Raw genomic sequence first — 21,746 nt, forward strand, 5'->3', positions numbered from 1 at the left:
GATCGTTATGTCTGTGACAACAGCGGGCTCTTATTCCAGCCGCTGGGGCCGGCTGATACCGATCGCGTTCATCACCTACAGCCTCGCCTATGTCGATCGAGCCAATTACAGCTTCGGCGCCGCCGGGGGCATGGCGCATGATCTCAAAATCGACGCTACCGCGGGCTCGCTGCTTGGTGCGCTGTTCTTCCTCGGCTATTTCTTCTTCCAGGTACCGGCCGCCTATTACGCGGAGAAGCGAAGTGCGAAGGATCTGATCTTCTGGAGCCTCATCCTGTGGGGCATCTTCGCCGCCGCGACCGGGCTGTTGAGCGACATCCGGCTGCTCTACCTGGACCGCTTCGTGCTTGGCGTCATGGAAAGTGTCGTGTTACCGGGCATGTTGATCTTTCTCGGCCACTGGTTCACCAAAGAGGAACGCTCGCGCGCGAATACCTTTCTCATCCTTGGTAACCCGATCACCGTACTGTGGATGTCGATCGTCTCCGGCTATCTGGTCCAAGCCTTCGGCTGGCGCGGCATGTTCATCGTCGAGGGCGCGCCGCCCATTATCTGGGCCTTCGTCTGGCGCGCCATGGTCGAGGATTGGCCGCGCGACGCGGCCTGGCTCGATCCCGATGAGCGCGCCGAGCTCGAACGCAAGCTCGAAGACGAACAGCGCCAGTTCGCGCCAGTGCGGGACTACGCGGCGGCGTTTCGCACGCCCTCGGTGATTGCGCTTGCGATCCAGTATTTCTGCTGGAGCATTGGCGTCTACGGCTTCGTCATCTGGCTGCCATCGATGCTAAAGGCGGCCGGTGAAAGCTCGATCGTGCTGCTTGGCTGGTTGTCGGCCGGGCCATATCTTGCCGCCGCCGTGTTGATGGTCATCGGCTCGTATTTTTCGGATGCCAGCGGCGACCGCAAGAACTTCGTCTGGCCGTTCCTGCTCATCGGAGCGGTCGCGTTCTACGGATCCTACCTGGTGGGAACGTCGAGCTTCTGGCTCGGCTACTACCTGCTCGTCCTCGCGGGTGCCACGATGTACGCGCCCTACGGCCCGTTCTTCGCCTGGATCGCCGAGATGCTACCTCGCAACGTGGCGGGCGGCGCGATCGCGCTGATAAACTGTTTCGGTGCGCTTGGCTCGTTCGTCGGATCGTATTTCGTCGGATGGCTCAACGGAGTGACGGGTGGTTCAGGCGCGTCATTCCTGTTCATGGCGGCAGCCCTACTGGTTTCGGTGGTCCTCACGCTGACGCTGCGTCGCCCCGGCAACGTCGAAATGCCCGCTCGCACGGCAACCTGATCGCATTGGCGTCAATTTGCGAAGTGCGCGGCGACTGGTGGCGGCTCGTGACAGCTGCGAATCCCCTGAAACGTGGTCGTCGCCGGCGCGAAGGCATATCCGCCGGCATAAGGGTCGCCTCGCCCTCGCGGCGGCCCAATCGGCTTTCGACCGAGCGGGTAGCATTGATCTAAATCAGAAGAACCTGACCGGCCGTGCTGCAAATTCAACTTGCGCCTTGACCGCTAGGGCGATAGCCGAAAGGAGCAACCTTATGGCCTCGACGAGAATGCCGTTCTGGCTTCGAGCGGCATCGCTCCTTGGCGTCGTCGTTTTTTGCACCGGCGCAGGCCTGTTGGGATATCGCTGGTTTACTCGCCCGGTGACGTTGACGGTCGCGGTTGGCTCACTGGATGGTGAGGCAGCCAAAGCGATGTCAGCGATTGCTAGCCAGTTCGTAACGGATGGCGCGCCGGTGAGGCTGAAGGTTGTTGACACGGGCAATGCTGTTGAATCCGCCAAATCATTCGCAGCCGGAAAGGTTGACCTCGCCGTCGTTCGCGGTGACGTTGGTGATTTGTCTCAGGCACAGGCGATCGCCGTCCTGTCGCACCTGACCGTGCTCCTCATCGCGCCTCCCGGCTCGGCGATCGACAGCATCGAGAAGTTTTCAGGCCGAACCATTGGCGTGCTCGGAGGCGATACGAACGCAAAGATCGTCGACGTCCTGAACAAGACCTACGACCTCCCCCGCAACAAGGTGGCTTTCAAGACTGTGAACCTGCAGGACGCGCGCCAGGCCGTTCAATCGAAGCAGGTCGGCGCCCTGCTCGTGGCAGTACCTTTGACCGAAAAATATCTGACGCTGGTCAAAGGATTTTTTCCGCAAGGACCAAAATCACTGCCAGTCCTGATCGGATTCGAGTCAGCCGCCGCCATTGCCGCGGCCAATCGGGCCTATGAGAGTTTCGACGTGCCCAAAGGGACGTTGCGCGGATCTCCTCCTGTCCCGGAAGACGACGTGACCACTTTGCGGACGTCGCTGTACATCGTCGCGAAAAAGAGCCTCAATTCCGACGCGGCGACAAATCTGGTTCAGTCGATCATGAAAGTTCGCAGGGAGCTGTCGCGCGAGAATCCGCTATTCGCCCAAATCACCGCGGCAAGCGTGGAAGCGGACTCCTATCTTCCTGTCCATCCCGGCGCCGCTGCCTTCTACAACGGCACGCAGCAAAGCTTCATCGACGAATACAGCAACTATATCTATCTGGCTCCGATGTTTCTGGGCGGTATTGCGTCACTGCTTGCCGCCGGCTGGAAATTCCTGGGGATCGGACAGCCCAAATTCCGGGCGGGACCTCTCGACACCCTTTACGGTTTTTCACGTCGAATACGCAGCGCTGGCTCGGAAGCAGAACTGTCGAGCATTGAGGAAGACATCGACAATATTCTCAGGACTGAACGCGTGAAAGCGGAGAGCGACGACGAAAATGCGGTCGACACCGCAACTTTGAACGTCGTCGCGCATCGACTTGAGAACCTGATTCATGACCGGCGCGCGATCCTCGTCGCGAAGCCAGTGGCCACCGTTCCCGCATGAGTTCCAAAGGCGCGAGGGTTCGGGCCAATGGTTGGTGGTCCTTGGAACGTCTGCTCACCCGATCGCAACGCCCCCGCCGACGGTGCGGTTGAGCACCTGCGTGGTTTTCTCGATGCGGTCAGCGGCCGCGTTGAGCGCGCTCGCCACCGCGGCCTGCGTCGCCCTGGCGCGGTCGGCGGCGACCTCGCGCACATCGGCGAGCGCAACCAGTTCCTGCTCGAGGCCGCGGATGCGATTGCCCGCATCGGAGAGCTCGTCGCAGACCGTGAGCGCGGCCATCACGGTGAGCCGGGCGTCGCCGATCTCGCCGAACTTGCCGCGCAGGCTCTGGATCCGCGATTCAAGGCTTTCGGCGAGACGAAGCAGCCGCGTCTCCTGTCCTTCCTCGCAGGCCATGCGATATTGCCGGCCGTTGATGGTGACGTTGACGTGGTTCATGACATCTCTTCTCCCGCCTCCAGCACCTCGCGGATGGTGCCGATGGCCGCATCGAGCCGTTCGGCGATCTCGCGGTTGGAGCGCTCGAGCCGCTTCGACCTCACCAGCGATCCGTCGAGTTCGTCGGCAAGACGCGCCCGATCGGCGCCAAGCGCCTGGATTCGCGCGGCAAGTTCGTCCTCGTCGCGATCGGCGTCGCGCCGCCGCTCCACCGCCCGCTCCAGCGCATCAAGCGCTGCCATCAGGCGGCGCGTGGCGGCATCCAGATCGGCGAAAGCAGGCTCCGTATGGGTCGAACCGTTGACCGTGTGATCGTCCATGTCATCGCTCAGCATGCTTCCGGCGGAGCCGGATGCTTTTTGCAAAATCAAGCGCTTGGGAGGAGAAGCTTACGTAACGACCATGGCCAGTGCAACGCCGCTTCGGAACTATGCACTGCAAAGCAGGTTTTACCGTCGCAAAGCCCGCCACTTCCTTTGACTTTGGCAGATCAGGTGCTAATCCACCCTCGACTTCAGGTTCCATTCGAGGCAACCGCCTCGGCCTATTCACCCAAGCACCTCATTATCTGACGGAATTTCATCATGACGCAGGTCGATCACGTCCGTATGGCCAATGCGATCCGGGGCCTTGCGATGGACGCGGTCGAAAAGGCGAAGTCCGGGCATCCCGGCCTGCCGATGGGCGCCGCCGATATCGCGACCGTTCTGTTCACGCAGTTTCTGAAATACGACGCGGCGAATCCCGCATGGCCCGACCGCGATCGCTTCGTGTTGTCGGCCGGCCACGGCTCGATGCTGCTTTATGCGCTGCTTTATCTCACCGGCAACAAGGACATGACGCTGGACGAGATCAAGCGCTTCCGTCAGGTCGATTCGACGACGCCCGGGCATCCAGAGAATTTCCGAACCAAGGGCATCGAGACCACGACCGGTCCGCTCGGCCAGGGCATTTCCACCGCCGTCGGCATGGCGCTCGCTGAAAAGATGCTGGCGGCCGAGTTCGGCAAGAAGATCGTCGACCACCACACCTATGTGCTCTGCTCCGACGGCGACCTGATGGAAGGCGTGTCGCAGGAAGCGATCGGGCTGGCCGGCCATTGGCGGCTCAACAAGATGATCGTGCTCTATGACGACAACGGCATTTCGATCGACGGCCCGACCTCGATTGCCGACTCCGTCGATCAGGTGAAGCGCTTCAAGTCCGCCGGCTGGGCGGCCGAACTGATCGACGGCCAGGACCAGGCCGCGATTGCGGCCGCGATCACCCGCGCTCAAAAGTCCAACAAGCCGTCGCTGATCGCCTGCAAGACCACCATCGGCTACGGCGCGCCCCACAAGGCCGGCACCGCCAAAGCCCATGGCGAGGCGCTCGGAGCCGACGAGCTGAAAGGCGCCAAGGAAAAACTCGGCATCTCGCTCGAGCCGTTCTCGGTGCCGGATGACGTGCTGAAGGCCTGGCGCGAGGCGGGAAGCCGCGGCGTGGCCGCGCGCGCCGAATGGGAAGCGCGCTATGCCGAGCTTGGTCCGCGCAAGCGCGCCGAGTTCGAGAGAAGGTTGCGTCATGAACGCCCGGCCTCGCTTGCGAAGGCGCTGCGCGACCACAAGAAGAAGCTGCTTGAGAGCCCGCTCAACATCGCCACGCGCAAGTCCTCCGAAGCCGCGATCGATGCGATCGCGGCTGCGATGCCGATGGAATTCGTCGGCGGCTCGGCGGACCTCACCGGCTCCAACAACAACAAGCCAAAGGATGCGGCCGCGTTCTCCGCCAAGACGCCGAAGGGCCGCTTCATCCATTACGGCATCCGCGAGCACGGCATGGCGGCCGCCATGAACGGCATCTTCCTGCACGGCGGCTTTGCGCCGAACGGCGCGACCTTCCTCGTCTTCACTGACTATGCGCGGCCGGCGATGCGGCTTGCCGCGCTGATGGGAACGGGCGTCGTCTACGTCATGACCCACGATTCGATCGGGCTTGGCGAAGACGGCCCGACGCATCAGCCGGTCGAACATCTCGCCGCATTGCGCGCCATGCCCAACATGCGCGTGTTCCGCCCCTGCGACGCAGTCGAAGTCGCCGAGTGCTGGGAACTGGCCCTTAACCGTACCACGGGTCCGACCGTGCTGGCGCTCACCCGCCAGAACGTGCCGCAGCTTCGTAACCAGGCGCCGTCGGACAATCCGTGCAGCCATGGCGCGTATGAACTGGTCGCGGCTGGCGGTGACGCGAAAGTGTCGCTGTTTGCTTCCGGTTCCGAAGTCGAGATTGCGGTCGCAGCCCAGAAGGAACTTTCGAGCCGCGGCATCGCGACGCGCGTGGTTTCGGTGCCTTCGCTTGAACTGCTGCTGTCGCAGCCGCAGGACAGGCAAAAGGCCATCATCGGCAACGCGCCGGTGAAGGTCGCGATCGAGGCCGCGGTCCGCTGGGGCTGGGATGCCGTGATCGGCCACGACGGCGTCTTCATCGGCATGCATGGTTTCGGAGAAAGCGGCCCGGCCAAGGACCTTTACAAGCACTTCGGCATTACCGCCGAGGCGGTGGTGGAAGCATCCGTCAAGCGGCTCTCGTAACCGTATTAAGGCCGTCCTTTAACCAAGAAACTTCTTTGGGCGGCCTAAAGGTTTTCTTTGGCGTTGAGCTTTCGCTCTGAAATTCCGCAAGGAATCTGTCTGCGCCTTGCAGTTCGGCATGGGAGGACATATCGGCGCGGCTGGCCGGGACGGTTGAGCTAGGCCGCGAAAGGGTCTACCTAACACGTATCTTTACCGTCCTCGTCCGGCCGAACCGGGCGAACCGCCCAAAACCTCCTTGCGGGACCCGCCCGTAAGGACGGCAGCGGCTATTAGAGGAGAAACACCATGGCAGTCCGGGTCGCTATCAACGGGTTTGGCCGCATCGGCCGCAACGTGCTGCGTGCCATCGCCGAGTCCGGCCGCAAGGACATCGAAGTGGTCGGCATCAACGATCTCGGCCCGGTCGAGACCAACGCCCACCTGCTGCGCTTCGACAGCGTGCACGGCCGCTTCCCCGGCACCGTGACGGTGGAGGGTGACTCGATCAGCCTCGGCAACGGCAAGATCAAGGTTTCGGCCGAACGCGATCCGTCGAAGCTGCCCTGGAAGGCGCTCGGCGTCGACATCGCGCTCGAATGCACCGGCATCTTCACCGCCAAGGAAAAGGCCTCCGCGCATCTGACCGCCGGCGCCAAGCGCGTGCTGGTCTCGGCGCCCGCCGAGAACGCCGATGCCACGGTCGTCTACGGCGTCAACCACGACAAGCTCACCAAGGATCATCTCGTGGTCTCGAACGGTTCGTGCACCACGAACTGCCTCGCGCCGGTCGCCAAGGTGCTCAACGACACCGTCGGCATCGAGACCGGCTTCATGACCACGATCCACGCCTATACCGGCGACCAGCCGACGCTCGACACCTTGCACAAGGATCTCTATCGCGGCCGCGCCGCGGCGATGTCGATGATCCCGACGTCAACGGGTGCGGCCAAAGCGATCGGCCTCGTGCTGCCGGAGCTGAACGGCAAGCTCGACGGCGTCGCAATCCGCGTGCCGACCCCGAACGTCTCGGTGGTGGACCTCAAGATCGTCGCCTCCCGCAAGACCACCAAGGAAGAAATCAACGAGGCGATGAAGCGCGCGGCCGAGCAGCAGCTCAAGGGCATCCTCGGCTACACCACCGCACCGAACGTCTCGATCGACTTCAACCACGACCCGCACTCCTCGACGTTCCACATGGACCAGACCAAGGTGCAGAACGGAACGCTGGTGCGCGTGATGTCCTGGTACGACAACGAGTGGGGCTTTTCGAACCGCATGGCGGATACCGCCGTGGCGATGGGCAAGCTGGTTTAACCAAAAAATCTTTATTGGCCGGGCTCGTCCCGGCCATTTGTTTGTTTACCCCGTCGTTCCGGGGCGCGAAGCGAACCCGGAACCTCAAGATTCCGGGTCTGGTCCTTCGGACCATCCCGGAATGACGCCTCAGGAAGCGTGCCATGAAACCATTCCGCACCCTCGACGACGTCGACGTGAAGGGCAAACGCGTATTGCTCCGCGTCGATCTCAATGTTCCCATGGAGCAGGGCCGCGTCACCGACGCCACCCGCCTCGAGCGCGTCGCGCCGACGATTACCGAAATCGCGGACAAGGGCGGCAAGGTGATCCTGCTCGCGCATTTCGGCCGGCCCAAGGGGCGCGATCCGAAGGACTCGCTGAAGCCCGTCGCGGCCGCGCTGGCGCAGGTGATCAAGAAGCCGGTTGGCTTTGCAGATGATTGCGTCGGCGACGTCGCGCAAAAGGCCGTCGGGGCGATGAAGGACGGCGAGATTCTTTGCCTGGAGAACACCCGCTTCCACAAAGAGGAAGAAAAGAACGATCCCGCCTTTGTCGCCGAACTCGCCAAGCTCGGCGACATCTGGGTGAATGATGCGTTTTCGGCTGCGCACCGCGCGCACGCCTCAACCGAAGGCCTCGGTCACAAGCTTCCGGCCTATGCCGGGCGCACCATGCAGGCTGAACTCGATGCGCTTTCGAAAGCGCTGGAAGCTCCGAAGCGGCCGGTGATCGCGATCATCGGCGGCGCAAAGGTTTCCACCAAGATCGATCTGCTCGAAAACCTCGTCAGCAAGGTCGATGCGCTCGTGATCGGCGGCGGCATGGCCAACACCTTCCTGCACGCGCAGGGCGTCAGCGTCGGCAAGTCGCTGGCCGAGAAAGATCTCTCCGCAACGGCGCAGCGGATTCTCGAAAAGGCCGACGCGGCCAATTGCGCGATCCTCCTTCCGGTCGACGCGGTGGTGGCATTTCATTTCGCCGCCAATTCGCCGTCGCATGCCTATGGCCTCGATGCTGTTCCCGCCGAAGGCATGATCCTCGACGTCGGCCCGCAATCGAGCGCGCGCATTCACGCCGCTATCGATGACGCCAAGACGCTGGTCTGGAACGGCCCGCTCGGGGCGTTCGAGATGACGCCGTTCGACCGCGGCACCATGGTGGCGGCGCGCCATGCGGCCGAACGGACCAAAGCCAAAAAACTGGTGTCGGTCGCCGGCGGCGGCGACACCGTGGCGGCGCTTAATCAGGCAGGCGTGTCTGGCGATTTCAGCTATGTTTCGACCGCAGGCGGTGCATTCCTGGAATGGATGGAGGGGAAACCTCTGCCCGGCGTCGAAGTTTTAAAGAAGCAATAATTCATTTCGGGCTGATAGCCCCAACCGGAGAACAGATTTCATGGCTCGGATCACGTTGCGCCAATTGCTCGACCACGCAGCGGAGCACGACTACGGCGTGCCGGCCTTCAACATCAACAATATGGAGCAGGCGCTGTCGATCATGGCAGCGGCTTCGGAAGTCGACGCGCCCGTCATCATCCAGGCCTCGCGCGGCGCGCGCTCCTACGCCAACGACGTCATGCTGCGCCACATGATGGATGCGGTCACCGAAATCTACCCCTCAATTCCGGTCTGCGTGCATCTCGATCACGGCAATGAGCCCGCGACCTGCATGACCGCAATCCAGGCCGGATTTACCTCCGTGATGATGGACGGCTCGCTGAAGGCCGACGGCAAGACGCCCGGCGACTGGGATTACAATGTCGGCGTGACCAAGACCGTCACCGGCATGGCGCATCTTGGCGGCATTTCGGTCGAAGGCGAACTCGGCGTGCTCGGCTCGCTCGAGACCGGCATGGGCGACAAGGAAGACGGCCATGGCGCCGAGGGCAAGCTGTCGCATGATCAGCTCCTCACCAATCCCGACGAGGCCGTGAAGTTCGTCAAGGAGACCAAGGTCGACGCGCTCGCGATCGCGATGGGCACCTCGCACGGCGCCTACAAGTTCACCCGCAAGCCGGACGGCGACATTCTCGCCATGAAGGTGATCGAGGAAATCCACCGCAAGCTGCCGAACACGCACCTCGTCATGCACGGCTCATCGTCGGTGCCGCAGGACCTGCAGGAGATCATCAACGCCAATGGCGGCAAGATGAAGCCGACCTGGGGCGTGCCGGTCGCCGAAATTCAGCGCGGCATCAAGAACGGCGTGCGCAAGATCAACATCGACACCGACAACCGGATGGCGATGACCGGACAAATTCGGAAAGTTCTGAAGGACAATCCGGAGGAATTCGATCCGCGCAAGTACCTCAAGCCCGCGATGGACGCGATGACCAAGCTGTGCAAGCAGCGGCTCCAGGAGTTCAACACCGCAGGCCAGGCGAGCAAGATCAAGAAGGTCTTGACGACCGCCGAGATGGCCAAGCGCTACGCCAAGGGCGAGCTCGATCCGAAAGTGGCGTGACCTTCGCTTCTTATCCCTCCCCCGCGGAACGCGTGGGGAGGGTGGCCGTCGCGAAGCGACGGTCGGGTGGGGGCGCCAATATCTTCGAGGACGAGCGGGCAACAAAAGACGCTTTTGAACCCCCACCCCGGCTCGCTCACGCTCGCCGACTCTCCCCGCAAGGGGGAGCGATAAGCGAGTGCGCCGGCTTTCCTGCGACCAACGTTAACCTCCTCTTTTGCCCGAGAACGGTCTATTTTGGTCGCCAAAAGCGGGCAGCTTCCGGAGGACGTTTGCGATGAATCTCCCCGATCTCAACAAAGTCGCCGTTGCCATGGTCACGCCAGGCAAGGGCATTCTTGCCGCCGATGAATCGACCGGCACCATCAAGAAGCGCTTCGACGCCATCAAGGTGGAATCGACTGAAGACAACAGGCGCGACTATCGCGAGATGCTGTTCCGCTCAAAGGAGGCGATGAACCACTACATCTCCGGCGTCATTCTCTATGACGAAACCATCTGGCAGAACGCGAAAGACGGAACGCCGCTGGTCAAGCTGATCGAGCAGGCCGGTTCCATTCCCGGCATCAAGGTCGACGAGGGAACGCAATCGCTGCCGAACTGCCCCGGCGAACTCGTCACCGTCGGTCTCGACAAGCTCACCGAGCGGCTCAAGAAATATTACGAGCGCGGCGCGCGCTTTGCGAAATGGCGCGCGGTGATCGATATCGGCAAAGGCATTCCCTCGATGACCGCGATCCGGGTCAACGCGCATGCGCTGGCGCGTTACGCCGCATTGTGCCAGGCAGCCCAGATCGTGCCGATCGTCGAACCGGAAGTCTTGATGGACGGCGATCATGATATCGACCGCTGCTATGAGGTGACGCAGCGCGTGCTCAACAAGACGTTTCAGGAATTGCGCGTGCAGCGCGTCGCGCTCGAAGGCATGATCCTGAAACCCAACATGGCCGTCGCAGGCAAGAAATCGCCAAAGCAGGCGTCCGTGCAAGAAGTCGCCGAAAAGACGGTTCGTCTCTTGAAGTCTTGCGTGCCGGCAGCCGTGCCCGGCATCGCGTTTCTGTCGGGCGGACAGTCCGATGAGGAAGCGACCGCGCATCTCAACGCCATCAACACGATTCCCAACCTGCCGTGGAAGGTCACTTTCTCCTATGGCCGCGCCTTGCAGGCCGCGCCGCAAAAGGCCTGGTCGGGCAAATCCGAAAACGTCGCCGCCGGACAACGCGCCTTCAGCCATCGCGCACATATGAACGGGCTCGCCAGCACCGGCAAATGGACGACCGATCTTGAAAAGAAGGCGGCGTAGTGCGGTGAATTTGAAGCTCCTATCAGTGTCGCTGCGAGTTCGTTATAGGAGCTTCAAATTCAAAAAGCCGCACTACGAACTAAAACTTTCTAGAGCTCCTTTGATTCCGAAGTTCGCATCAGAGGTTGCTGCAGTCGCCTTGCGAACTTCGGAATCGGAGCGCTAGAATTGTCAAAGACGATCCCGCCGCGCCCCTTGCCGCGCCTTTATCTGGCTACGCCTGTCATCGACGATCCGCAGTCGTTTGCGAAAGTGCTGCCGTCGGTCCTGGCGGAGGCCGACGTCGCCGCCGTCCTGCTGCACCTAAAACCGTCCGACCCGCGCACGCTGATCTCGCGCGTCAAGACGCTCGCACCCCTCATCCAGGACAAGGGCGCGGCGCTTCTGCTCGACGGACATGTCGATCTCGTCGCGCGCGCCGGCGCCGATGGCGTACACTTGCCCGGTCTTTCGGCGTTCGAGGAAGCGCTGCCGACGCTCAAGCCTGACCGCATCGCGGGCGTCGGCGGTCTGGCGACACGCCACGACTCGATGACGGCGGGCGAACTCGGCGCCGATTACGTGTTGTTCGGCGAGCCCAACGAGAAGGGGGAGCGCCCGTCGATCGCGGCTATCTGCGAGCGCCTCGGCTGGTGGGACGAATTGTTCGAACCGCCCTCGGTCGGTTTTGCGGCCACGCTGGAAGAAGCAGGCGCGTTCGCCGGCGCCGGCGCCGATTTCATTCTCGCCGGCGATTTTGTCTGGAGCGCTGCGGAGGGTCCGGCGGCCGCGTTGCGTGCGACTGATGCCGCCATCCGCAAGGCCCACGCCGCGAGGCCGGCAAAAGCCGACGCGTCGCAGGGGTAAAATGCAGACATGAGATTGACGCTCGCCTTTCTGCTCTGCGCTGCGATATCGCTGGTCGCGCCCGCATCAGCACAGGTTTCGCCGACCCCAGCCGCGCCGGAAAAGCCGGCGGCTGCACCGGCAAAGCCAGCCCCTGCGGCAAGTCCGAAGGTCAGGCCGACGACAGCGGCGAAGAAGGCCGCCCCCTCCCCGCTGCCCGCGGCCACGCCGGCGCCAGTCGAGACGCCTGATGATCCCAATGTCGACCTGGTGTTCGGCGCCTTTCAGCGCGGTCTTTACAAGACTGCGTTCGACCTGGCGACGAAGCGCGTGCAGGAGAAGGGCGATCCCAAGGCGATGACGATGCTCGGCGAGCTCTACGCCAACGGCTTTGGCGTCAAGCGCGACGACGCGAAGGCGGCTGATTGGTACAAGCGCGCTGCGGATGCCGGCGATCGCGAAGCGATGTTCGAACTGGCGATGCTGCGCATTGCCGGCCGCGGCGGCGCGGTCAATCGCCAGGAAGCCGCGAGACTGATGGCGTCTTCCGCCAAGCTCGGCAATCCCAAGGCGACCTACAATCTCGCTTTGCTGTATCTCGGCGGCGAGGTCCTGCCGCAGGACGTCAGGCGTGCCGCAGAACTGATGCGCCTTGCAGCCGATGCCGGCAACCCCGAAGCGCAGTATGCGCTCGCGACCTTCTACAAGGAGGGAACGGGCGTGCCCAAGGATCTCGAGAAGGCGGCGCGGCTGCTCCAGCAGGCCTCGCTCGCCGGCAACGTCGATGCCGAGGTCGAATATGCGATCGCGCTGTTCAACGGCACCGGCACGTCGAAGAACGAGGCGGCGGCGATCACCCTTCTGCGCAAGGCAGCCAGGCAGAACAACCCGATCGCGCAAAACCGCCTGGCGCGCCTATTGGCCAGCGGCGAGGGCATGCCGGTCAACAAGATCGAGGCGCTGAAATGGCACACCATTGCCAAGACCGCCGGCAAGGGCGATCCGGAGCTCGACCAGGCCCTCTCCACCATGAGCGCCGAGGACAAGGCCAAGGCGGACATCGCCGTGCGCAGGTGGCTCAGCACCAAATGACCTTGACGGCGTCGGCGCTAACGGGCACGCACTGTCGCACATCGCGCCGCCACACGGGCAATCAGGGATAAACGACAAGCTTTACCATGCTGCAATCAGCCCTCCTCAACGTCATGGTCAAGGCGGCGCGGCGCGCCGGCCGCAGCCTCAAGCGCGACCTCGGCGAAATCGAAAACCTGCAGGTCTCCATGAAGGGGCCGGCCAATTTCGTCAGCCTCGCCGACAAGCGCGCCGAGGAAATGCTGTACACGGACCTTTCCAAGGCGCGCCCCGGCTACGGCTTCATCGGCGAGGAAGGGGGACAGCGCGAGGGCGCCGACAAAACCCACACCTGGATCGTCGACCCGCTCGACGGCACCACCAACTTCCTGCACGGCATTCCGCAATTTGCGATCTCGATCGCGCTTCAGCGCGAAGGCACGATCATCGCCGGCGTGATCTACAATCCCGCCAATGACGAGCTCTACACCGCCGAACGCGGCAAGGGCGCGTTTCTCAATGACCAGCGCCTGCGCGTCGCGGGACGACGCAAACTCAACGAATGCGTCATCGCCTGCGGCCTGCCGCATATCGGACGCGGCGATCACGAGTTGTCGCGCCAGGAGATGGCCGAACTGCAGCCCCGCGTCGCGGGCCTGCGCCGGTTCGGCGCGGCCTCGCTCGACATGGCCTTTGTCGCAGCCGGCCGCCTCGACGGCTATTGGGAGCGCAACCTGCAGCCCTGGGACGTCGCGGCCGGCCAGATCCTCGTGCGCGAGGCCGGCGGGGTGGTCTCCGGCATTGCCGGCAATGACGATCCGCTGCAAACCAAGAGCGTGATCTGCGGCAACGAGTTCGTCCACGGCGAGCTGGTGAAGATCCTGAAGCCGCTGGGGATCTGAGACCGCGGCGAACAATCCTTTACCCACCCCGCAGCAATGGGAAATTCTCGACGAATGGCGGTTCGTTGAATCGGGCTTGCCGATTAAAAATCTCGCTGCAGTGCGTTCGGGGCGACACCGTGGAACCAAATGGTGCGGATGACGGTTGCTCCCGCGACAAAAGGAGAGTTGAAAGCGCGAGCGTGCATCTTTAACGTCGATCCGAAGCCAGGCGACTCCAACATCAGGTAAATGTCCCATGCGCGCCGCGATTCCCGTGCTGTTGATCCTGGCGATCGCAGCCTGCGCACCCTCCGCCAAAGCCGGCTTGAGCGAGACCCCTCGAGCGACGACGGCATCCGTCGAACCGGCGTCGCTGACCGACGAAGCCACCCAGCAAAGCGAAGATCAGATCGGCCTGACCAGGACCAAGCGCCGCGATGTGCAGCGCCGGCTCACCAAGCTTGGCTACGATACCAAGGCCAACGGAAAGTTCGACGACGCAACCCGCGATGCTATCTCGCGCTGGCAGGAGCAGCACGGCTATCCCAAGAGCGGCTTTCTCAACACCGCGCAGCATCAGGCGCTCTTGAGCGAAAGCGCAGCAGCGGTGGAGGCCAGCCGATCCGAGCATCGTAGCCGCGGCCGCCGGTCGCGCGGGATCGGCGGTCCGATCGGGGCGATCGGTCACGTCGTGGGCGGAATACTCGGCCGGTAAACGACATTCGAAACCTGCGCGGCCTTCATCCGGTAGTGGCTGACGCCCCATTCGTCGCCGCCCGAAAAGCCGAACAGGCCGGAGGTGGCGAGGAAGAACCAGCGCCAGCGCCGCATCCAAAGCGCTGTCTCCTCCTTATATGCGGCGCGTAAAATGGTTTCGATCTCGCCGGCATGGCGATCGAAATTGGCGAGCCAGTCGAGCGCCGTGCGCTTGTAATGCTCGCCGCTCCAGCGCCACTCCCGCTCGACTTCAAACAGATCGGCATATTGCCGGATCAGCTGATGGCTCGGCATCACGCCGCCGGTGAAGAAATGCTGCGCGATCCAGTCGTCCTTGTCGTTGCGGTCGAACAGATAGGCGCCGGAGCGGTGGGTAAAGATGTGCATGAAGAAGCGGCCTTCCGGCTTAAGCCACGACCGCATGCGAGTAAGAAGTTCGCGCCAGTTCATTATGTGCTCGAACATTTCCACCGACACGATGCGGTCGAAGGAGCGCACCGGATCGAATCCGTTCATGTCGGCCGTGATGACCGACAGGTTCACCAGCCCGCGCGCGGCCGCCTCGCTTTGGATATGCATGCGCTGCGAATGGGAGTTGGAGACCGCAACTATTCTGGCATGGGGAAATCGCTGCGCCATCCAGAGCGACAGCGAACCCCAGCCGCAACCGAGCTCGAGGATCGATTGCCCGTCGGCGAGATCGGCATGCTCGGCGGTCTGGCGCAGCGCCTCTTCCTCGGCTTCCTGCAACGTCGCATTGGGCGCGGGATAGAAGCACGACGAATACTTGCGGTTCGGCCCGAGCACACGCCCGAAGAACGCAGCTGGCACCTCGTAATGCTGGGTGTTCGCCGCGTCCGTATGTTCGGCTATGGCCCGAGCCGCCATCGCCTGCGCGAATGCGGCATCGCTTTTGATATTTCCGGCGGAAAGCCGCGCTGCGGTACGCGAGCAGAGCTGGTGGATAGCGGTGCGGATCAGAAGATCCGGCAGCGGCACCCGCTCGGCAAAGCCGATAACCTCGGACGTGATACTCACCCGGCCCCTCCCTTTGCTCCTGTTTCGCGCGGCGGCAGCGGGAAGAAGGTGCTGGTGCGCGACTGATAGTCGCGATAGCGGTCGCCCCGCGACTTGAGCATCTGCGTTTCCAGCGGCGGGATGCCGGTGACATGGACCAGGATCCAGTACATGAACGCCGGCGCCAGCAACGCGGCCCAGCCCCAAACATGATCCGCCGAGATCGCGATGACGGGGTATGCGAGCCAGCCCAGCCATTCGAAAAAGTAGTTCGGATGCCGCGACCAGTGCCACAGGCCGATGTCGCAAACCTGGCCTTGGCTGCCTGGACGCTGCCTGAACCGCTTGAACTGGGCATCGGCAACCGCTTCGCCGAGGATACCGACAAGCAGCACCAGCACGCCGAGATAATCCTGCAGCCGCAGATCGGGCGACGGGGCATGTGCGGCGACAAAGATCGCAAACACCAGCGGGATCGACCCCAGGGCTTGATTTTGCAGGAATAAAAACATCCGGCGCGGCGCGCCTGCACCCCATTCTTCCGCAAATGCCGCATAGCGCGAATCGTCCGATATGTTTGCGGTCCGGGTCGCGATGTGGACGCCAAGCCGCAGCGACCAGGCTGTGACAAGGGCGGCCACAAGCCATTGCCGCGCATTCGGTCCGCCGGCTTCAATCGGCCAGAGCGCGCCGGTGGCGCCGACCAGACCGACCGAAAATGTCCAGATGGTATCGACCCAGCCGGAATTGCCGGTGCGCTGTTGCACGACCCAGGCGCCCATCATCAGGATGGAAAGCGAGGCGGCCGCCAGCGCCCCGAGGAATGAAGTCACGGACATTGCAAGCCGCCTGTCCCGTTAACCGCCTGTCGCATTAAATGCCTGTCCTGCCGAAGCTTTGCCAAAAATACGTGGAAGGTCCGCTTGAGGTTTCACGCGGAAGTTCCCGCCTCAAGCTCTCCCCGCGCCGCAACCGGCCTTTTATCTCTGCCTCGCTGTGCCATAGTGGGGCCTCTCGCAACGGATGACCTTGAGAAATGGCCAACTCGTCCCGCTCCGCGATGGAGCTTGAATTCACAAAGCTCGCCCCGCCGCGGATCTTCCTGGTGCGGATGCTGGTCTTTCTGGTGCTGTGCGCGCTGATTGCAGTCGTGCTCTACAAGCAGATTGTCGCCGCATTCTTCGCCAATCCTGGCCTCAACGCGCTGATCGGCCTCGTGCTTCTGGTCGGCATCATCCTGTCCTTCCGCCAGGTGGTCCGCCTTTATCCGGAGGTCTCCTGGGTCAATAATTTCCGCATCGCCGATCCGGGCCTGGCGCTCACGCGCAATCCGACGCTGCTCGCGCCCATGGCGGCCATCCTCGGCGGCGAGCGTTCGGGGCGCATCACCATCTCGCAGCAGACCATGCGGCATCTGCTCGATTCCATCGCCACCCGCCTCGACGAGGCGCGCGATATTTCCCGCTACATGACCGGGCTGCTCGTCTTTCTTGGCCTGCTCGGCACCTTCTGGGGCCTGATCGAGACCGTGGGCTCGGTCGGCAAGGTGATCGACGGGCTGAAGGTCGGCGGCGATGCCGGCGCCCTGTTCGACACCCTCAAGGAAGGTCTGGCCGCGCCGCTCGGCGGCATGGGCATTTCGTTTTCGTCCTCGCTGTTTGGTCTCGCCGGATCGCTGATCCTGGGCTTTCTCGACCTGCAATCGAGCCAGGCGCAAAACCGCTTCTATACCGACCTCGAGGACTGGCTGGCGACGACCGTGCGCGGCTATTCGAGCGAGGGCGGAGCGGGCGGCGATCTCCAGGCCGCACTGGAGCGGCTGCGCGCGTCGATGGAAGAGGGCGGCGGCGGCAAAGCCACGACCACGGCCATGGCAAGCCTCGCCGAAGCGATCCAGGGCCTCGTCACCCATATGCGCACCGAGCAACAGATGATCCGCGAATGGGCCGATGGCCAGGGCGAGCAGAACCGCGAGATCAAAAAACTGCTCGAACGCCTCGCCCGCCAGAAAGAGAAGAGTTGAGCACGCAGGATGCTGGATCACGTCACGCTTGGCGTCAGCGATCTCGAGCGATCGAAGACATTCTACGATCGCGCGTTAGCCCCCTTGGGAATCGCGCGGCTTTATGCGGAGGCTGGGCGCTTTGCCGGCTATGGCGTCGATCCGAAGGCTTTTTTCTGGATCGGGACGCGGCCCAGCTCGCAGTCCGGCGCGCACATCGCCTTGACCGCGAAAGATCGCGCGACCGTCGACCGGTTTTACGAGGAGGCGATCGCGGCCGGGGCGACGGACAACGGCCGGCCGGGCCTTCGCCAGCACTACCATGCGAACTACTACGGCGCTTTCGTGCTCGATCCCGACGGTCACAACATCGAGGCCGTCTGTCACCTGCCGGAGAAATAGTTCGCCGTGCCCCGGATGCGGCGCATCATGAAATGATGTGCCGCTGATCCGGGGGTCCACGGCAACAGGTCCCGGATCTGCGATGCCGCGTGAAGAACGCTGCACCCGCGTCCGGGACACGAGAGAATGGAGATTGCTGATGGCCCTTGCCCGCGCGCGGCGCAGCGAAAGCGCCTTCAACTACTGGCCCGGCTTTGTCGATGCGCTATCGACGCTGGTGCTGTCGATCGTGTTCCTGCTCTCGGTGTTTCTGGTGGTGCAGTTCTTCCTGTCCCAGGAGGTGACCGGCAAGGACAAGGCGCTGGAGCAACTCAACGCCAAGATCGCCGAACTGAACGACATGCTGTCGATGGAAAAGCTCGGCGAGGTCAATCTCAAGGACCAGCTTTCGCAGGTGCGCGCCGGATTGGCGACGGCCGAGGGCGAACGCGATCGCGTCAAGGGACTCTATGAAGGTCTTGCGAACGCGGGCAGCGATGCGGCGAGCCGCACCGGCGAACTCAACAAGGCGCTCGATTCCGAAAAGCAGGTCTCCTCGCGTGCGCTGGCGCAGATCGAGGTGCTGAACCAGCAGATCAGCGCGCTGCGACGGCAGCTCGCCGCGCTGGAAGAGGCCTTGCAGGCGTCCGAGAAGCGCGACAAGGAATCGCAAAGCCGCATCGCCGATCTCGGCCAGAGATTGAACGTCGCGCTGGCCCAGCGCGTCCAGGAATTGTCGCGTTATCGCTCCGAGTTCTTCGGACGCTTGCGGGCCATTCTCGGCAACCGGCCGGACATCAGGATCGTCGGCGACCGCTTCGTGTTCCAGTCCGAAGTGTTTTTCGATACCGGGCAGGCGACGCTGTTGCCCGAAGGCAAATCCGAACTCGACAAGGTCGCAAGCGCCCTGACCGACCTCGACAAGCAGATCCCCAGCGAAATCGCCTGGGTGCTACGGGTCGACGGCCACACCGACGTGCGGCCGATCACCAACAGTCCCCAGTTCAAGTCGAACTGGGAGCTATCATCAGCGCGCGCGATATCGGTGGTGCAATACCTGGTCTCGCTCGGCGTCCCCGCACAACGGCTGGTCGCGGCCGGCTTTGCCGAGTTTCAGCCGCTCGACACCGGCAACACCGAGGAGGCGTACCGGCGCAACCGCCGTATCGAGTTGAAGCTGACGGAGAAGTAGCGTGGCACCACGCAACAAGCTCAGTCGTCATGGCCGGGCCTGTCCCGGCCATCCACGCCTTGGGCTGCAAAGGAAGACGTGGATGCCCGGCACAAGGCCGGGCATGACGACGGAGTGAGCAGTTGCCTCCCCTCACCCTCCGTCCCTATCGCCCCGAGGACGAAGACGCCGCGATCGCGCTGTGGCTTGCGACCTGGAAGCAAGCCTATCCTTCGCTCGATTTTGCCGCGCGCGTGCCGTGGTGGCGCGAACGCTGGCGCAACGAACTGGTGCCGAAGGCTGCGATCATCGTCGCGGAAGAAGCCGGCGCCATGGTCGGCTTCGTGACCGTCGATGATGAGGCCTATCTCGACCAGCTCGTGGTCGCGCCCGACCTCTGGGGCTCGAAGCTCGCGGATATGCTGGTCAACGAGGCCAAGCGCCTGTCTCCCGATTCCATCACCCTCTTGGTCAATGAGGATAACGCGCGCGCTATCCGCTTCTACGAACGCAACGGCTTCGCGCATGCCGGCAAGGATGTGAACCCGACTTCGGGCCGGCCGGTGTTGAAGATGGTGTGGCGGGCGTGAGTTGCTACGTCTTACCCTCTCCCCTTGTGGGAGAGGGTGGTTTCGAACGGAGTGAGAAACCGGGTGAGGGGTTTTGGTTGCGTTCGAAGCCACCCCTCACCCGCCCTCGCTACGCTCGGGCACCCTCTCCCACAAGGGGAGAGGGCCAAGAGCTACGCCCCCTCGAACTGCAACCGCGCCAGCCGCGCATACAGCCCGCCTGCGGCGACGAGCGACGCGTGGGTGCCTTGCTCGACAATCCGGCCCTGCTCCATCACCAGGATGCGGTCGCAGGAGAGGACCGTGGCGAGGCGGTGCGCGATCACCAGCGTGGTGCGGTGGCTCATCAACTCTTCCAGCGCGGTCTGCACCAGCGTCTCGGATTCAGCGTCGAGCGCGGATGTTGCCTCGTCGAGCAGGAGCAGCGGCGCATCGCGCAGGATGGCGCGCGCGATCGCGATGCGCTGGCGCTGGCCGCCCGAGAGCGTTACGCCGCGCTCGCCGAGCTGTGCGTCGAGCCCGCCGGGCAACCGGCGCAAGAATTCGGAGGCATGGGCGAGATCGGCGGCGCGTTCGACCTCCGCATCGCTCGCCTCGGGCCGGCCGAAGCGGATGTTGTCGCGCGCGCTCGCCGCGAACACCATGGGGTCCTGCGGCACCAGCGCAATCCGCTTGCGCACTTCGGTGGGATCAGCCGCGCGAATGGGAACGCCATCGACCGAAATCGTTCCGGAAGCCGGATCGTAGAAGCGGAGCAGCAGATGAAACAGCGTGCTCTTGCCTGCACCCGACGGGCCGACGATCGCGACCTTCTCGCCGGCGCGCACCGAGAACGAAACGCCGTCGACAGCCGAGATGCCGGGGCGCATCGGATAGGCGAAGCTGATATTTTCAAAGCTGACGTCGCCGCGCGCGGGCTCGGGTAGCGGACGCGGCGAAGCCGGCGCCGTAATCTCCGACTTGACCCGCAGGATTTCGAACAGCCGCTCGGCGGCACCTGACGCCGCGGAGACCTCGCCCCAGACTTCGCTGAGCTGGCCGAGGCCGCTCGCCGCAAAGGCCGTGTAGAGAACGAACTGACCGAGCCGGCCCGGACTGATCAGGCCGGCCTCGACGTCATTCGACCCGATCCAGAGAATCGCGACGACACTGGTGAAGACGATGAAGATGACAATTGCGGTCAACACGGCACGCGCGCGGGTCGACGAGCGGGCCGCGCCATAGGCCTGTTCGACCTCGCCGGTGAAGCGCGTATTGGCGATCCGTTCGCCGGTATAGGCCTGCACGGTGCGGATCGCACCGACCAACTCGGACGCATAGGCGCTGGCGTCCGCCAGCGTGTCCTGAGCATTGCGCGACAATCGCCGAACCCAGCGCCCGAACGCCATCAGCGGCAGCACGACGACGGGAATGGCAAGCAGCACGAGACCGGACAGTCTTGGGCTCGTGACCACCATCATTGCGGTCGCGCCGATGAACAGCATGACGTTGCGCAGCGCAATCGACACTGAGGCGCCGACGGCCGATTTGATCTGGGTGGTATCGGCGGTGAGGCGCGAGATCAGTTCGCCGCTGCGCGAGGAATCGAAGAAGGCCGGCGACAGCGACATCAGATGCGCGAACACATCACGTCTCAGATCCGCGACGATGCGCTCGCCGATGGTCATAACGAGGTAGAAGCGCGAGGCGCTGGCGAGCGCCAGCACGCCGACCACGGCAATCATGACGCTGAAGTAACTGTTGATGCGGGCGATGCCTTCCGGCGTGAAGCCGAAGTCGATCATGCGCCGCACCGCGACCGGCACGACCAGCGTGGTGATCGCCGCAACCGTCAGCGAGATGAAGGCAAGCGTGGCGCGCCCGCGATAGCGCGCCACGTAAGGCGCGAGCGCGAGCAGCGGACGCAGCCGCGCGCTGCGCTCCGCGGGTGGCGAAGTCAGAGCAGCCTCGATTTGTCCGGCCGGCTCGAGCGCGCTGCCGGTCGCAGCCCTATTTTCAGGCGTGGTTTGACCGCCCCGGTCTTCAAGCCGTTCCACTGCGCTCATGAATATAGATCACCCGTTTTCCCATCCCCAGATAGGCCGCATAGGCCCACCTGGCAAATCCGCGAGATGCCCGATGAGCGGCCTCAAATCCGGTAGCCCGCGCGCTTGTTTTAAGGGGCCGCTTGCGTTATAGACCCGACCAAAT

The 21,746-nt window shown here is 63.3% G+C and carries 20 protein-coding genes; 15 read left to right on the plus strand and 5 right to left on the minus strand.

Annotated features, from left to right (window positions below):
* Positions 1–7: 7 nt before the first annotated feature.
* Complete coding sequence (locus tag VFB05_RS27280) at positions 8–1,288, plus strand: MFS transporter (RefSeq protein WP_325018270.1); 1,281 nt, start codon at positions 8–10, stop codon at positions 1,286–1,288.
* Positions 1,289–1,541: 253 nt separating this feature from the next.
* The gene (locus VFB05_RS27285) at positions 1,542–2,867 is read left to right on the plus strand and encodes a TAXI family TRAP transporter solute-binding subunit (RefSeq protein WP_325018271.1); all 1,326 of its coding nucleotides are present in this window, start codon (positions 1,542–1,544) and stop codon (positions 2,865–2,867) included.
* A gap of 54 nt (positions 2,868–2,921) precedes the next feature.
* On the opposite strand, the gene VFB05_RS27290 is transcribed toward VFB05_RS27285, so the two are convergent.
* Positions 2,922–3,305: a cell division protein ZapA gene (locus VFB05_RS27290; RefSeq protein WP_325018273.1), complete on the minus strand. Its 384-nt coding sequence runs from the start codon at positions 3,303–3,305 to the stop codon at positions 2,922–2,924.
* On the minus strand, positions 3,302–3,625 hold the full coding sequence (locus tag VFB05_RS27295; RefSeq protein WP_325018275.1) for a DUF4164 domain-containing protein: 324 nt from the start codon (positions 3,623–3,625) through the stop codon (positions 3,302–3,304). Before VFB05_RS27295 ends, VFB05_RS27290 begins: the two co-directional genes overlap by 4 nt.
* Positions 3,626–3,889: 264 nt before the next feature.
* Between VFB05_RS27295 and tkt the strand changes: the two genes are divergently transcribed.
* The 9 genes from tkt to VFB05_RS27340 all read left to right on the plus strand — a co-directional run bounded on the left by tkt (position 3,890) and on the right by VFB05_RS27340 (position 14,414).
* Positions 3,890–5,875, plus strand: coding sequence for a transketolase (gene tkt, locus VFB05_RS27300; protein ID WP_325018277.1), 1,986 nt, complete (start codon positions 3,890–3,892; stop codon positions 5,873–5,875).
* 288 nt (positions 5,876–6,163) lie between these two features.
* On the plus strand, positions 6,164–7,171 hold the full coding sequence (gene gap, locus VFB05_RS27305) for a type I glyceraldehyde-3-phosphate dehydrogenase (RefSeq protein WP_325018279.1): 1,008 nt from the start codon (positions 6,164–6,166) through the stop codon (positions 7,169–7,171).
* Positions 7,172–7,314: 143 nt separating this feature from the next.
* The gene (locus tag VFB05_RS27310) at positions 7,315–8,508 is read left to right on the plus strand and encodes a phosphoglycerate kinase (protein ID WP_325018281.1); all 1,194 of its coding nucleotides are present in this window, start codon (positions 7,315–7,317) and stop codon (positions 8,506–8,508) included.
* Positions 8,509–8,548: 40 nt separating this feature from the next.
* Positions 8,549–9,616 (plus strand): class II fructose-bisphosphate aldolase, encoded by a 1,068-nt coding sequence (gene fba / locus VFB05_RS27315; RefSeq protein WP_325018283.1) that lies wholly within the window; start codon positions 8,549–8,551, stop codon positions 9,614–9,616.
* A gap of 277 nt (positions 9,617–9,893) precedes the next feature.
* Positions 9,894–10,919: a class I fructose-bisphosphate aldolase gene (locus VFB05_RS27320; RefSeq protein ID WP_325018285.1), complete on the plus strand. Its 1,026-nt coding sequence runs from the start codon at positions 9,894–9,896 to the stop codon at positions 10,917–10,919.
* 168 nt (positions 10,920–11,087) lie between these two features.
* Complete coding sequence (locus VFB05_RS27325) at positions 11,088–11,765, plus strand: thiamine phosphate synthase (RefSeq protein WP_325018287.1); 678 nt, start codon at positions 11,088–11,090, stop codon at positions 11,763–11,765.
* Between the two features lie 9 nt (positions 11,766–11,774).
* Positions 11,775–12,836 carry a tetratricopeptide repeat protein gene (locus tag VFB05_RS27330; protein WP_325018289.1) on the plus strand — a complete coding sequence of 354 codons (1,062 nt, stop codon included), beginning with the start codon at positions 11,775–11,777 and terminating at the stop codon, positions 12,834–12,836.
* An 86-nt stretch (positions 12,837–12,922) separates the two neighbouring features.
* Positions 12,923–13,717: an inositol monophosphatase family protein gene (locus VFB05_RS27335; protein ID WP_325018292.1), complete on the plus strand. Its 795-nt coding sequence runs from the start codon at positions 12,923–12,925 to the stop codon at positions 13,715–13,717.
* Positions 13,718–13,955: 238 nt separating this feature from the next.
* Positions 13,956–14,414 (plus strand): peptidoglycan-binding domain-containing protein, encoded by a 459-nt coding sequence (locus VFB05_RS27340; RefSeq protein ID WP_325018294.1) that lies wholly within the window; start codon positions 13,956–13,958, stop codon positions 14,412–14,414.
* Here VFB05_RS27340 and VFB05_RS27345 read toward each other — a convergent pair.
* Together VFB05_RS27345 and VFB05_RS27350 are read right to left on the minus strand one after the other, a co-directional pair.
* Entirely contained in the window at positions 14,384–15,454 is a 1,071-nt protein-coding gene (locus tag VFB05_RS27345) for a cyclopropane-fatty-acyl-phospholipid synthase family protein (RefSeq protein WP_325018296.1), read from the minus strand. The genes VFB05_RS27340 and VFB05_RS27345 overlap by 31 nt on opposite strands.
* Complete coding sequence (locus VFB05_RS27350) at positions 15,451–16,272, minus strand: DUF1295 domain-containing protein (protein WP_325018298.1); 822 nt, start codon at positions 16,270–16,272, stop codon at positions 15,451–15,453. The genes VFB05_RS27345 and VFB05_RS27350 overlap by 4 nt, the downstream gene beginning before the upstream one ends.
* A gap of 197 nt (positions 16,273–16,469) precedes the next feature.
* On the opposite strand from VFB05_RS27350, the gene VFB05_RS27355 reads away from it, so the two are divergent.
* The 4 genes from VFB05_RS27355 (at position 16,470) to VFB05_RS27370 (ending at position 19,577) form a co-directional block, all read left to right on the plus strand.
* Positions 16,470–17,456 carry a flagellar motor protein MotA gene (locus VFB05_RS27355; RefSeq protein ID WP_325018300.1) on the plus strand — a complete coding sequence of 329 codons (987 nt, stop codon included), beginning with the start codon at positions 16,470–16,472 and terminating at the stop codon, positions 17,454–17,456.
* Between the two features lie 9 nt (positions 17,457–17,465).
* Entirely contained in the window at positions 17,466–17,837 is a 372-nt protein-coding gene (locus VFB05_RS27360) for a VOC family protein (protein WP_325018302.1), read from the plus strand.
* Between the two features lie 139 nt (positions 17,838–17,976).
* Entirely contained in the window at positions 17,977–19,008 is a 1,032-nt protein-coding gene (locus VFB05_RS27365) for a peptidoglycan -binding protein (RefSeq protein WP_325018304.1), read from the plus strand.
* 122 nt (positions 19,009–19,130) lie between these two features.
* Complete coding sequence (locus VFB05_RS27370) at positions 19,131–19,577, plus strand: GNAT family N-acetyltransferase (protein ID WP_325018307.1); 447 nt, start codon at positions 19,131–19,133, stop codon at positions 19,575–19,577.
* A gap of 152 nt (positions 19,578–19,729) precedes the next feature.
* Here VFB05_RS27370 and VFB05_RS27375 read toward each other — a convergent pair whose 3' ends face one another.
* Complete coding sequence (locus VFB05_RS27375) at positions 19,730–21,601, minus strand: ABC transporter ATP-binding protein/permease (protein WP_325018309.1); 1,872 nt, start codon at positions 21,599–21,601, stop codon at positions 19,730–19,732.
* Between the last annotated feature and the right edge of the window lie 145 nt (positions 21,602–21,746).

The organism is Bradyrhizobium sp. (assembly GCF_035652035.1).
Lineage (GTDB): Bacteria > Pseudomonadota > Alphaproteobacteria > Rhizobiales > Xanthobacteraceae > Bradyrhizobium.